Source organism: Buttiauxella sp. B2, assembly GCF_006376615.1.
Lineage (GTDB): Bacteria > Pseudomonadota > Gammaproteobacteria > Enterobacterales > Enterobacteriaceae > Buttiauxella.
Genome location: NZ_VEXQ01000011.1, coordinates 97,820 through 111,933 on the forward strand (window position 1 = coordinate 97,820; position 14,114 = coordinate 111,933).

Sequence of the window (14,114 nt, forward strand, 5' to 3'; positions counted from 1 at the left end):
AGCCTCTCCTTAAAAGGAGAGGCTATACGGCTAGCAGCGAAACGTTGCCATTGCCGCCACGAGTTGTTGCGACTGATCTTCGAGCGAACGGGTCGCCGCTGTAGATTCTTGAACCAACGCCGCATTTTGCTGAGCGGCTTCGTCCATCTGACTAACAGCAATATTCACCTGCTCAATACCGTGACTCTGTTCATTTGAAGCGCTGGCGATTTCACGCACCAGACGCGTCATACGCATGACTTCTTCTGCGATTTCATCCATCGTCTCACCGGCTTGCTGCGCGAGTTCCCGGCCTTCACCAACGTGATTTTGCGAATCTGAAATCAGCGTGCGGATCTCTTTTGCCGCATCTGCACTGCGACTGGCCAATGTGCGAACTTCACCCGCAACGACAGCAAACCCACGTCCTTGCTCACCGGCACGAGCCGCTTCTACCGAGGCGTTGAGCGCCAGAATATTGGTTTGGAAGGCAATACCGTCGATAACGCTAAGAATGTCTGCAATGCGGTCAGAACTGCTGGAAATATCACGCATTTTTTCAATTACATAGCACACCATTTCGCTGCCACGGTCGGCAGTATCAGAAACGTCTTTCGCTAATTTGTGCGCCTGTTCGGCGTTATCGGCATTCTGTTTTACCGTCGCAGTAATCTGTTCCATGCTGGCTGCAGTTTGTTCGAGCGACGTCGCGGTCGATTCGGTACGTTGCGCCAGATTCTGGTTACCCGCCGCCAGTTCACGGCTGCCAGTGTCAATTTGCGAGCTGGCATCACGCACGCGGCTCACAGATTCCATCAGGGAATCACGCATCACGGTAATTGCCGCGGCCAGGCGACCAAACTCGTTATTGCCCGCAGGTGGCAATGGCTGGGTTAAATCACCTTTGGCGACAAACTCCAGTTGTTCAATCGACTGATTAAGCGGTTTGAGCAATAAATGACGCAGCGCCAGCCACACCAACACGATAATCCCTGCGGTGAGCAAGGCTGCAATAATGATAAGAGTCAGGACGATAGTTTTGTGTCTTTGCACCGCTTCAACTTCGTTGTTGCCGCGCTGTTCGCCCCACTGTTTGATAATATCTACATCAGTATCAAACTTCTGCGCCTGTGGGATCAGCACATGCTCAAGCAAATCGTAATAATCATCGGGGCTTTGTTTGGTGAGTGCGACCAGCATCGGGTTAATACCTTTTGCGAGGTATTCCGCATAGCTTTGCGATAAGTTCTGAATGAGTCGGTTGCCCTCTTCATCACCTACGCCGCTGTCGATAAAATCTTTGAGCTGCTGCTGCGCTGAAGTGACGTCACTGGCTACGTAATCGGCGGATTTTGCCGCGTCTTCCAACATGCCGATTTCCATCTGCCGAACTGCCTGCCCTGCTCCGTTACGCGCGCGCAATAATGAAACATAACCATCAGACAAGCGCACCATCTGCTCGCCCTGTAATCGGTTGATTTTCTGGAGTGAAGTAGAGCTTTGTTGCAGAGCGTAAATGCCCATGCCGCTGACAAATAACAACAGAAAGGTCATGACTGCTAATAACGTCAGCAGCCCCGTGCGAATAGACAAATTTCTCAACATGCTCTTTTCCCGGTGGCAGAACGATGGATCAGTTATCGGCCACCACCGGAAAAAATTTATATCCTTCATACTTCGAGCCGCATCTTTGTTGGCTACGTTCACTCGCCCAAATCACTTACTTTAGTCAGCTCATTGGGACTCGTTCTCTTACCGCCTCAATGCAACTCGAATTATTTTGGATACGGGCTGCTTACGCTAATCCGCTTCACAGGTGAGCTTTGGCGGTTTTCCCACAGCACCGTCAGGCCGCGTTGTAGGGCAATAAAGATAAACAGCAAAATGCCGATGGCGATTTTCGTCCACCAGGAACTGAGCGTGCCGTCAAAGTTGATATACGTCTGGATAAGCCCCTGAATTGCCACGCCAAACAGCGTACCTAATACGGTTCCTACGCCGCCACTTAACAGAGTACCGCCAATCACCACTGAGGCAATGGCGTCTAACTCAACACCCATTCCGGCCAACGCATAACCCGCTGAGGTATAAAGTGAAAAGACAATTCCAGCGAGTGTGGCAAGCCCAGTAGAAAGCATATAAATGCGGATGGTGGTGCTGCGCGTTGAAATCCCCATCAGGTTTGCCGAGATGGCGTTGCCACCAATTGCGTAAACCTGGTTGCCAAAACGCGTTCGATGCGCCAGAAATATACCGATAACGACGACGGCTAACATCAGCAAGCCCATCGCGCTTAAACGCCCACCGCCAGGAATTCGCCAGGCCAGGTTTGAAAGCGTGTCGTAAATCGGGTGATCAATAGGAATAGACTCTTCTGAAACCAGATAGCTAACCCCACGCAGGAAGAACATCCCAGCAAGCGTGATGATAAAAGCAGGGATTTTTAGCGCGTCGATAAGCAATCCCATAAACGCCCCGAATGCACAGCCCATTACCAGGACTAGCGGGAAAGCGACAAGCGGCGATAATCCCCAAAAGCCAATCGCTTTAGCGAGAAATACGCCAGTAAATGCGATCACTGAGCCGACTGAAAGATCAATACCACCGGAAAGGATCACAAAGGTCATGCCGACGGCGATAATCCCAAGAAAAGCGTTATCAGTCAGAATATTGCAAATCACTCGCGTTGACGCAAAACCAGGGAATTGCGTCAGGCAGTACAGATAACCCAGCACAAACACCGCCAGGGTAATCATCAACGGTAAGTTACGTTTGATCATGGCGACGGAGTCCTTTGAGCAAAGCAATAAAACGCGGAGACTGAACAATCAGCACGCACATCACCACCACCGCTTTCACCACCTGGTTAAGTTCTGGTGGGAAGCCGGAAAGCAGGATACCGGTGTTCATTCCCTGGATAATTAGCGCGCCAATGATCGAAAGCGCGATGTTAAAACGCCCGCCCATCAGCGAGCCACCGCCAATAACAACCGCCAGAATGGCGTCCAATTCTAGCCACAATCCGGCGTTATTGGCATCAGCACCACGGATATCGGCGGTGACGATAATCCCGGCGATGGAGGCACACAGGCCGCTCAGCACATAAGTGAGCATCACGACGGTGCGGGTATTCACTCCAGCATTCTTCGCCGCTCGAATATTAATCCCCACCGATTCGATAAACAGACCAAGCGCCGTTTTGCGGGTGAACAGCCAGAAGATTAGCAGCGTTGCCAGCACAATAATCACTGGCGTCGGGAAGAAGAACAGCGAGCCGCTACCAAGATAAGAAAGCTTAGGTGAATCAAATGTCACGATTTGCCCGGCGGTAATCAGCTGAGCCACCCCGCGCCCGGCAACCATCAGAATAAGCGTTGCAACAAATGGCTGAATTTTCAGGATTGCTACCAGCACACCGTTCCACAAACCCGCCAGAATCCCCACGCCAAGCGAAGCCAGGATCACCACCGCCAGGCTGTGCCCGTCAACGGTTAAGGTTGCCGCCGTGGCTCCGGCAATCGCCATCACTGCGCCAACAGAAAGATCGATACCACCAGTGGCAATCACCAGCGTCATACCAATCGCCAATAATGCGACCGGCGCTGCACGGTTAAGAATGTCTATCGGGCTGCCAAAAAAACGCCCATTCTGCACAACGATGTCAAAGAAGTGGCTGGCGACCAGGCTGTCGACCAGCAGCACCAGCACTAATGCGACCAGCTGCGGTATGCCCGGCGGCCAGCGAAAACTGTGTTTTGGCTTTTCGGCGTCCGTCTGTGGCAATGAACGAGGCATCACGTTTAACTCCTTATGCCGCTATGGCATTCATAATTGCCGATACGGAAAGCTCAGCGAGCGGGATCTCCGCCACCTGCTGCCTGTCGCGCATGATGATCACGCGATCTGCGTAACCCACCAACTCCTCAAGTTCAGATGAGATAACCAGCAGCGCCAGGCCATCGGCGCAGAGCGTTTCGATCAAGCGGATAATTTCGGCGTGCGCGCCAACGTCGATCCCACGCGTGGGTTCATCGAGGATCAAGAATTGTGGTTTGGTCAGTAGCCAGCGTGAAAGCAGAACTTTTTGCTGATTGCCGCCAGAGAGAAATTCAATCGGCTGATCCGGGCTGGGCGTGCGGATCCCTAACTGGCGGATAAACCGTTCAGCTATCTGATATTGCTCGCGCTTCGGAATCGGTCTTAGCCAACCACGCTGGGCCTGCAAAGCGAGGATAATATTTTCACGCACCGAGGCGGCAGCAACGATCCCGTCTGTTTTCCTGTCTTCCGGGCAGAAACCAATACCGAGCGACGAGGCTTTATGCGGCGAGCGCAGTGACTGCTGTTTGCCTTTGATCCACGCATTACCGCTATCTGACGGTTTGATCCCAAAAATAACTTCGGCGGTTTCGGTACGTCCGGATCCAAGCAAACCCGCCAGGCCGACGATCTCACCTGGGCGGACTTCAAGATCGAACGGGTTGATCACCCCTTTCTTGCCGAACTCTTTAAATGCGGCGATGGGTTTATCGCTCAATAATGTTCGGCCCGCACGGTTCAGGGCGTTTGTTTCGAGTTCGCGTCCCAGCATCATTTTTACCAGTTCGATCTGCGGGAGATCTTTCGTGTTGCGCGTGCCAACAAATGCACCGTTACGCAGCACAGTTATCCTGTCTGTGACTTCATAAACTTGATCGAGGAAGTGAGTGACAAAGATCAGGCTAACGCCCTGGGAGCTGAGCTGGCGCATCAGGGTGAAAAGCATCTCGACTTCTTTGGTATCAAGGCTGGCGGTAGGTTCATCGAGGATCAACACTTTGGCTGAGAGATCAATGGCCCGGCAAATCGCCACGATCTGCTGCATCGCCACGGAATAGCGGTTGAGCGGTTCGGCAACATCCAGCGAAAATCCATAGGATTCCATCAATCTGGTGGCGCGCCTTTCCATTTCTTTGCGTTGTAAAAAACCAAAGCGGCGTGGTTCACGGCCAATAAACAGGTTATCGGCCACCGACATATTCGGCAGTAGGTTCACTTCCTGATACACCGTACCGATGCCAAGCTGTTGGGCATGCGCGGTGTTTTTCGGTGAAATAAGCTCACCTTCGAGGTAAATATTCCCGCTGTCGCGTTGATAGACGCCGGTAAGTGCTTTGATAAGCGTTGATTTTCCCGCGCCGTTTTCACCAAGCAGCGCCATGATTTCGCCGCGATTCAGGCTGAAGTCGACTTTATCGAGCGCTTTGACCCCTGGGAAATGTTTCGATAAGCCTTCCGTGCGCAGAATTTCCTGATTGTTTGTGTTCATCTGCGAGCTCCTGCCAACGTAAATCTGTAGGGGGATAAGCAACAGCGTCATCCACCTTTCGCCATTCACAGTGGGCTGCGCTTTGAATGGCGGATGGCGCTACGCTTATCCGCCCTACATAAAACCGGGGTGAGGGAAAAAATCAATAACCCATTGATTTCTTCTTCTCGAGCTCTTCTTTTGCCGTATCCGGGAGGTATAAAGTGGACTTGGTAATAGTGACTTTTTCCGGCATGGTGCCATCTTTTTTGAATTTCTCGAGCGCGTCGAATGCTGGGCCCGCCATGTTTGGTGTTAGCTCAACGCTTGCATTCGCTTCGCCCTCCATCATCGCTTTGTAGATGTCAGGCACGCCATCAATAGAACCGGTTAGAATGTCTTTGCCAGGTTTCAGGCCTGCTTCTTTGATTGCCTGAATCGCACCAATCACCATGTCGTCGTTATGCGCGAAGACCATGCAGATGTTTTTGCCATTGTTCTCAGCTTTGATAAAACTCTCCATCACTTCTTTACCCTTGCTGCGGGTAAAGTCGCCAGACTGAGAACGAATAATTTTCACGTTAGACGCTTTGGAAATGGCATCGGCAAACCCTTTCTTACGATCGATTGCCACGCTCGCACCCACAGTGCCTTGCAACTCAACCACATTACATTGCTTGCCATTCAACTCTTTAAGCAGCCACTCACCAATTAACTGGCCTTCCAGCACGTTGTTGGCGGTAACTACAGTCATATATAGCGATTTGTCTTTTACATCGATATTACGATCAAGCAGGAATACCGGGATTTTTGCCTCTTTTGCTTCTTGTAATACAGGCTCCCAACCAGTGGCGACGATTGGCGCGATGAAGATAGCGTCAACGCCCTGGGCGATAAATGAACGTACGGCTTTAATCTGGTTTTCTTGTTTTTGTTGGCCATCAGCGATCTTCAGCGTGATTCCACGCTTCTGAGCTTCGCTCTTCGCCACCGACGTTTCTGCTGCACGCCAGCCGGATTCAGAACCCACCTGCGAAAATCCGACGGTTAACGGAGCAGCTATCGCCATAAACGACATGGCTGCGGAGACAGCAGAGACCAAAAGTAAGCGCTTCCACATAGGTACATCCTCGTAGGGTTATTGTTGGTTAAAAGCTGGGTATCGAAAAAACTATAGACGACGTGTGGTGTAACAGAATGAGTTACATCACAATTCAAACAAGTCGTATGCATGCTTGTAACCGCTTACACAATTTTATAAAGAATACGGCTATGTTTATGGATTTTCGCGTTATCGGAGGGCTCTGAAAAAGAAACCAGGTGCCGAGCGGGGAGAAAAACAGGTCAAGACATTTAAAGCCAGTTGGCTATAATACCGGGCACTTGAATGACACCAGTTTAAAGGAAAAAGACATGAGCTTACTCAACGTCCCTGCGGGCAAAGATCTGCCAGAAGACATCTATGTTGTTATCGAAATCCCAGCTAACGCTGATCCTATCAAATATGAAATTGATAAAGACACCGGCGCGCTGTTCGTTGACCGTTTCATGTCTACTGCAATGTTCTACCCTTGCAACTACGGTTACATCAACCACACCCTGTCTTTAGACGGTGACCCGGTTGACGTTCTGGTTCCAACTCCGTACCCACTGCAACCAGGTTCTGTAATTCGTTGCCGTCCAGTTGGCGTGCTGAAAATGACTGACGAAGCGGGCGAAGATGCCAAGCTGGTTGCAGTTCCACACACCAAACTGAGCAAAGAATACGATCACATCAAAGATGTGAACGACCTGCCAGAACTGCTGAAAGCGCAGATCTCCCACTTCTTCGAGCAGTACAAAGCTCTCGAAAAAGGCAAATGGGTTAAAGTTGAAGGCTGGGCAGATGCTGCTGCGGCTAAAGCTGAAATCATTGCTTCATTCGAGCGCGCTAAGAAGTAATTCTCGCCTTGGAAGATGCTTGTAAAAACACCGCCCATTGGCGGTGTTTTTTTATGTTCGCAAGAGAAACGGCCACTCATTCGAGTGGCCGTTTTGGGAATGGTCTAGTACTTTTCTTTATCCAGCCAGTTTCCGCTGTCGATACGGGTCAACCCATCGACCGGCCTTTGATAAACATACATCCATGCACCGCCGTACGGGGTCTGAATAAGCTGGCGCTTATATTCGCCACCTTTGGTGCGCAAAGCGTCGAGCTCAGAGAGTGTAGAAGCATCAATACGATACACTTCACCCACCACTTTCCCTTCACCCGGCACTGCCCCCGGATAATGGCCGAGACTGTAGAGATCATAATTTTCAACATCATGATCCCCAAGCCACTGGGCGTTAGTCATCCAGTGGCTGTTACCTTGCTTGCGTCTTAAACTGCCGTAAACAAATATTCGCATTGCTAAAACTCAAACTGATAAAGCAGATCAAGTGCCTGATCGATACCAGACACCGCTTCCAGATACAGCTTGGGCATCAGGCGATAACGCAGTGTTAGTGTCGCCAATGAGTCAAAAATACCCACTCCATATTTCACCTGGAGACCAGGCAGAACATAGCCACTGACCACCACTTGTGAGGAATCCCCCACCCCTGCGGTATCAAGCGCCAGATTGCTTACGCCAAACGTCTCGCCGATTTTACCCACAACCTGACCACTTTGTGCAACCCCCAAGCCAACAAGCATTGATGTCATGGCGTTACCATCGTCGCCAGAATTATCTAAACCTTGCCCGCGAAGCAGGTAGGACAAGGCTTCTTGCTGTGACATAGCCGGATCAGAAAATATTTCAGCTTTTGGCTCATCGGCCGATCCTGTGACGCGAACACCGGCAATTACGTCGTTTTCCGTCGATTCCGGGTTACGAATCGCTTCGATATTTAGCAAAGGTTGATCCGGTGGACCGGAAAATAGCAGCACACCTTTGCGCACGATCAGATCCTGTCCGTATGCATGGAAGCGTCCTTCCGGAATATTGATCTGCCCGTTCAGACCAAGACCCTGGCGGTCCTGCACCATTTTCAGATCGCCGTTCAAACGCGCTTTCAAACCAAACGCATCCAGACGCACGTTATTTCCGACGTGAATCACAAGGTTGCTGTTGATCGGAATACCCGCCGATTGCGGTTTAATCGGCTTCAGATTTTGATCCAGCATCACTTCGTCGCTGGAAACACCCACAGAGCTTTCCGGAACGTCATGCACCACGATACGCGCCCACGGAATATCAACACTACCATCAAGCGTAAATAGGCTCGGTGTTGCGACAAACTCGACATCTGGCGAAACGTCCAGACGCACCATCGGCGGCACCGTAATGCGCACCTTATTGCCTTTCGCCGCCACACGCGCACGCCAGTTGTCGATTTGCGTCCAATCCGCATCACCACTCAGAGCAATATCTCCCTGTTTGGTGCGCACAGTACCGGCAAGCGTCGAGTTCATCCCGTTGAAGTTCATCGCCACCTGACTTGGCTGCATATCAAACGGCATAAAGTTGCCGTCGATATCCACGCCGTTTAGCTGCAATTGGCCGAACAACTGTGGCCGCTCCGCATTTCCCGCAAGACGTAAGTTAGCGTTGAGTTTCCCGGCAGCTTTTTCCCCGCGCGAGAAAATGGAGTTAGCGATAGCCAAATCAAAGTTACGCATATTCACGTTACCGCCAAGATTCCGGCGGCCTTGAGGATCGGTAATTTGAATCTGACCGTCGAGCTGGCCGTTCTTAGCAACACGAATCAGCCAGCCAATCTGCGCCTGATTATTTTTAAGCTCCGCATTCAGATTTAGCGTGTCGAATGCCACCGGCAACGGGCCGTCGTTGACTATCTGGGTGACTTTCACGCCACTCCCTTGCAGTGTGACTGAACCCTGCGGCAAGCCTTTAGATTCACTATCCCAGCTAACATCCGCACGACCACTGAATGTGCCTACTGCTTGTGTGTCTTCCGGCATAAACGGTTTTAGCATCGCCAAATCAAAGCGATTCAAGTTAACGACCGCACGCCCTTTCTTACCGGCATCAATCGGTTGTGGCACACAAAGCTCGGCATTCGGGTTCGTCCAGCAATGCGCACCAATATTGATTTTCTGTTCTTTATTGCGGTAATCCAGCGCCAGGTTACGATTTAGCGACCATGGGCCAACTGGCGTTTCAAAGCGCGTGTTGCTGAGGCTTCCACGCCAGCGTTCTTCTGCACGATCAAAACTACCGCTCAAATCGAGCTGTCCGGATACCGGCTTACCCTGAATACGCAGTTGTAACTGGTGCTGCTTTTCTGAACCTTTTGCTGCCAGTGTAACAAGGTTGATATCCACACCTGGTTGAGAAATACGCTCGACGCGCAGATCCAGATTTCCGGCAATCTGATCGCTGGATTTCACATCCCCTTTCAGCAGCACCCGCGCAATAGACAGCTCCTGCCAGCGCAAATTATTCGCGGTGACATCTGCTAACAACTGCGGAGCTTTCACATCGCCACGCACCTTAATCGTGCCTTTCGCCGTGCCGCCAAGACCTGGCAAGGCATTGTCGAGTCCAGGTGCGTCGATGGTGGCATCTAACGCCAAATCTTTCTGGCCCAGTTCACCTTTTACATCAGCGCTGTTGCGCCCCAGCTCGAGGTGTAGGCCTGGGATTTTCCACTGCATATAACTGTTGCCGTTGAGCTTCCCGGCCACATTCACTTTGTTATTTTTAACGTTGCCCGCAAGTTTTAGCTCGGACACATCTACCTGCCAGCTCCCGCCATATAAACTGCCGCTAGTTTTCACCAGGCCGTCGAGTTTCGCAGGCCAATCAGGGAATTGCTTCGCCGTATTGATGCCGTCGAGCTTCAGCTCTGCGCGCCAACTAATGGCTTTGCTCCAGTCAAGCACCGCTTTCAGATCGGTATTGCCCTGCAACGCAGCAACGCGCAGCTTATCGAGATTGAGCTGTTGCTCATTGCCTTTAGCATCAAGCGTAATGGTAGCTGGCGGGATTTGTTCCCCTTTCACGTCGCCGCGTAATGACAGTTTGTAGTCCGTCATTTTGCCGCTAAATTTCAATTTGAGGTTATCGGCCTGATACTCTTTTTTCCCGGTAAACGGCCAATAAAGCTGCTTGCTGACCACTTCCAGATTGAGCGGTAAACCAGCCTCGGCAAGCTGAGTCTGCGCGGTGAGTTCCATATCGACCGGGCCTGAAAGATTTATGCCGACTTTAAGCACATCCCGCAGTTCCCCACCGATCTTCATCTTCACCTTTTCGCCTTTAATAGGGTCGATGTTAAGCCGGGTGTTTAAAGTTAAATCGACCGGCCATTTGTCGCGAAGCTCAGCACTACCGGTGGCGTTGACCAGGCCCTGTGAGGAATCGACATCCAGCGCATCGAGCTTAAGAGAGCCGTCGATACTGCTGACTTTCAGCAACAGGCTGCTGACCAGTAGATCGGTATCCCCCGTCAAGCGCAGCTGTGAACCACGAAATTCCTGAATATTCAGGTTCAGTGGCAAATGCACGTCGGTCATTTCTGGCAAAACAGGCTTTTCAAACAGCTGTTTGAGCGTTTCGCCTAACGGTAACTCTTCCGGTTTTGGATTTTGAATCTTCGGTTCGACAACCTCTTCCTGAGCAACTTTGGCGACTTTCGGCAAAGCAATCAGCAAACCTTCAAGGTTGGTTGGCGTGACAGTCAGGTTACGGTCTTGCCAATTCAGGCCAGAGGTAAACTCCATCACCGAAACCGTCGTGTTATCAATCTTGATATTGACGTTATTGAGCGCCACCCGGCTAAGCGTAATTGGGTATGGCGTGGTGAGGTTCAGCGGGCCGGTGTCTTCTTCCTGAACAGGCGCTGACGGTGGCATTTTTTTACTATCAATCACCACGTCGATATCTTTGAGCGAGAGATTATTCACGCACAGGCTGCTGTCGCGTAGGCAGCCAAGTTTTACCGCAAGGTTAATTTCACCGGCATTGACGTCCACGCCCGGCTGTTGGTAGCGCAAACCTTTGATGGTCAGATTGCGCCAACCACCGGTTACGCTTGTGATATCAAGCCCTGGCACCCAGCGGTTAGCTGCGTTAAAGAGTACGTGCAGCCCGGTCGTTGTCCCCACCAGGAAGCCCACTGCGCCAATCAGCACCACCACAAAGATCAACACTGCGAGGCTTATTTTCTTCCAAAGACTCATAGCTCAGGCCCCAAACCGATGTAAAACTGTAAACCGTGCTCATCTTTATCACCCACCGGAACGGCAAGATCGAGCTTAATTGGCCCAACCGGTGACTGCCAGCGCACACCGAAACCTGCGCCAGTCTTGAAGTTGCTCTGTTTGATATCATTGACGGCTTCGCCGGAGTCGACGAACACCGCACCCCACCATTTCCCACTGACGTTGTACTGATACTCAAGCGAACCGGTAACCAATTTTGAGGCACCAGTCAGCTTGCCGTCATCATTTTCAGGCGAAATAGATTTATAGGAATAGCCGCGAATACTACGGTCACCACCGGCAAAGAAGCGCAAATCTGGCGGCACTTTTTCGAAGTCATTGGTTTCAATCCAGCCGAGATTACCGCGAACCACAAAGCGGTGTTTTTCCTGCAAAGTACGGATCCAAACTTGTTGCGCCTGGAACACGCCAAAGTCGACATCAGAACCCCAGGTGGTATCAGACCAGTCAATGGAATAGCGCTGTGAATCGCCCCACGTAGGCATCAAACCGCCGCGTGAACGGGTGCGGTTGAGGCTCAAACCTGGATAAAGCAGCATCGTGGTGTTAGTAACGTCTGCCTGGGTAAAGTGATCGAGGCTCCAGCGCAAGTTAATCGCATGCTGCCAACCGCTGGATAAATCCCAGTAACGTGAGACAGCAAGCGTGCTGGAATCTGACTTGGTATCGTTAAGGTCGGTTCGTTTAAAACCGCCTTGCATCAGATAATATTGTTCCAGCGGATTTTTCAGCAGTGGCACTTTGTAGCTGAAATCAAGAATTTGTTCGGGGGCAGAAAGGCTAACGCTGCTGGTCAAGCTGTGGCCGTAGGAGTTCATCCATGGCTTATTCCACGCCGCTTTTACGCGCGGTCCCACATCGGTGGAATAACCCACACCGGTTTCAATTGTGTTTTCAGTACGCGGCGAAACCACACCGTGTAACGGCAGCACTTTGGTTTTACGAGATTTATCAAACTCAGGTGCGACAACCACGGAATTAAACCAGCCTGTCGCTGAAAGGCGGCGGTTTAATTCCGCCAGGTCGTTCGACTGGTAATAATCGCCCTGCTTAAACGGCACCAGATTTTGCAGATATTCTTCACGAATTTGTGAGCCTTCAAACGTGACGGCACCAAAACGGTAGCGCTCACCGCTGTTGTAATCGATATCCCAGAATGCCTGGCGGCGCTCCAGTGAAACACCCAACTGGCTTTTAAGGAATTCACTGTCGAAATACCCTTTACGTAGCGCAATGCTGGAAAGATCCTTCTTGAAACTTTCGTAATCCTGATGATTGAGAACAGTGCCAATCTTCGGGCGTTCGCCCAATAACGTGATGTAATCTTTATCGTCACGCGCGCCGCCACGCAGAATCACTTCGGTTCCGCCGATTAACACAGGCGGGCCGGGATCGACTTTGGCAATCAAGACCTGGCGTCCTTTGGCTGGTGGTGGCCGCAGGTCGAAATCAATAGTTGGTTCGTAATAGCCGAGTGCTTTCAAGCCATTACGGATAGCGTCATCCACGCGCGCGCGGAAACGCCTGTCAGGTGTTACTTCATCACTTTGGATAGTTGAAAGCTGGGCGCGGACATTTTTTTGCAATTCGCCCGTTAAGCCTTCAACTTGTAAACGTACGTTGGCCGCGTTAGCCCACGTACTGACCAGGCACAGACTAGCCGCGCAAAAAGTACGAATTCGTGGCACGTTTTCTCCTGAATATCCTTGTTCCCACCCCTGGAAGGAAACGTTATAACCGCCCTTCGGCTTAACAAAACCCCAACAACTGGGGTTGAAAACTGCACAATAACCCAAATAATTCTTATATGTACTGTAGTCTCATAAAAGCGTGGTTATTGTCTGCAATTACACGCTTGGTTACAACCGCGTGACGGTTGTTGTTAAATTTTGCCTACATCGGGAGAGCATGACTGATGAAATTATTTGAGAAAACCCACCCCGTGACACAGTCTGAAGCGTTGCCCGGCCGCAACACCCCGATGCCAGTCGCCACTTTGCACGCAGTTAACGAGCATTCAATGACAAATGTACCAGATGGCATGGAAATCGCTTATTTTGCGATGGGCTGTTTCTGGGGCGTTGAACGAATATTTTGGCAATTACCAGGGGTTTACAGCACCGCCGCAGGTTATGCGGGTGGTTTTACGCCCAACCCAACCTACCGTGAAGTCTGTAGTGGAATGACAGGACACACCGAAGCCGTACGCGTGGTTTACGACCCACAAGTAGTGAGTTACGAACAATTGCTGCAAGTGTTCTGGGAAAATCACGATCCGGCCCAAGGTATGCGCCAGGGTGGAGATGTCGGTACACAATATCGCTCTGCCATTTACCCGCTGACACCAGAGCAAGACACCTCCGCACGCGCCAGTTTTGAACGCTTCCAGGATGCTATGACGCTCGCCGGAGATGACCGAAAAGTCACTACCGAAATCGCCAATGCTGGCCCGTTCTATTATGCCGAGGATGACCACCAGCAGTATCTGCATAAAAATCCGTATGGATATTGCGGCATCGGTGGGATTGGCGTTTGTTTGCCACCACAAAACTAACCTTTTGATTTAACAAGCGGATTGGTCTTTTTTCCGTCCGCTTTTTTGTTTTAAAATCTCCCCCTTTTCAGAAACTGTACAAA

10 protein-coding genes are annotated in these 14,114 nt (G+C 51.0%); 2 read left to right on the forward strand and 8 right to left on the reverse strand.

Annotated features, from left to right (window positions below; translation table 11 throughout):
• Nucleotides 1-30: 30 nt before the first annotated feature.
• The 5 genes from FH968_RS13895 to ytfQ form a co-directional block, all read right to left on the reverse strand.
• Nucleotides 31-1,584: a methyl-accepting chemotaxis protein gene (locus FH968_RS13895; RefSeq protein ID WP_139880420.1), complete on the reverse strand. Its 1,554-nt coding sequence runs from the start codon at nt 1,582-1,584 to the stop codon at nt 31-33.
• 170 nt (nt 1,585-1,754) lie between these two features.
• The gene (gene yjfF, locus FH968_RS13900; RefSeq protein WP_139880421.1) at nt 1,755-2,759 is read right to left on the reverse strand and encodes a galactofuranose ABC transporter, permease protein YjfF; all 1,005 of its coding nucleotides are present in this window, start codon (nt 2,757-2,759) and stop codon (nt 1,755-1,757) included.
• On the reverse strand, nt 2,746-3,777 hold the full coding sequence (ytfT, locus tag FH968_RS13905) for a galactofuranose ABC transporter, ATP-binding protein YtfT (RefSeq protein ID WP_189389128.1): 1,032 nt from the start codon (nt 3,775-3,777) through the stop codon (nt 2,746-2,748). Before ytfT ends, yjfF begins: the two co-directional genes overlap by 14 nt.
• Before the next feature lie 10 nt (nt 3,778-3,787).
• Entirely contained in the window at nt 3,788-5,287 is a 1,500-nt protein-coding gene (gene ytfR / locus FH968_RS13910; RefSeq protein ID WP_139880422.1) for a galactofuranose ABC transporter, ATP-binding protein YtfR, read from the reverse strand.
• A gap of 142 nt (nt 5,288-5,429) precedes the next feature.
• A complete protein-coding gene (gene ytfQ / locus FH968_RS13915; protein ID WP_139880423.1) occupies nt 5,430-6,386 on the reverse strand; it encodes a galactofuranose ABC transporter, galactofuranose-binding protein YtfQ in 957 nt (318 codons plus the stop codon).
• 293 nt (nt 6,387-6,679) lie between these two features.
• Between ytfQ and ppa the strand changes: the two genes are divergently transcribed.
• A complete protein-coding gene (gene ppa, locus FH968_RS13920) occupies nt 6,680-7,207 on the forward strand; it encodes an inorganic diphosphatase (protein WP_139880424.1) in 528 nt (175 codons plus the stop codon).
• 104 nt (nt 7,208-7,311) lie between these two features.
• Here the strand turns inward: ppa and FH968_RS13925 are convergent, their stop codons facing one another.
• Genes FH968_RS13925 through tamA form a run of 3 tightly spaced genes read right to left on the reverse strand, consistent with a single transcriptional unit; the run spans nt 7,312 to nt 13,165 of the window.
• On the reverse strand, nt 7,312-7,656 hold the full coding sequence (locus tag FH968_RS13925) for a gamma-glutamylcyclotransferase (RefSeq protein ID WP_139880425.1): 345 nt from the start codon (nt 7,654-7,656) through the stop codon (nt 7,312-7,314).
• Between the two features lie 2 nt (nt 7,657-7,658).
• A complete protein-coding gene (locus FH968_RS13930) occupies nt 7,659-11,435 on the reverse strand; it encodes a translocation/assembly module TamB domain-containing protein (protein WP_139880426.1) in 3,777 nt (1,258 codons plus the stop codon).
• A complete protein-coding gene (gene tamA, locus FH968_RS13935; RefSeq protein ID WP_139880427.1) occupies nt 11,432-13,165 on the reverse strand; it encodes an autotransporter assembly complex protein TamA in 1,734 nt (577 codons plus the stop codon). Before tamA ends, FH968_RS13930 begins: the two co-directional genes overlap by 4 nt.
• A 227-nt stretch (nt 13,166-13,392) precedes the next feature.
• Here tamA and msrA point away from each other — a divergent pair, with 227 nt between their 5' ends.
• Nucleotides 13,393-14,031: a peptide-methionine (S)-S-oxide reductase MsrA gene (msrA, locus tag FH968_RS13940; protein WP_139880428.1), complete on the forward strand. Its 639-nt coding sequence runs from the start codon at nt 13,393-13,395 to the stop codon at nt 14,029-14,031.
• Nucleotides 14,032-14,114 lie beyond the last annotated feature (83 nt).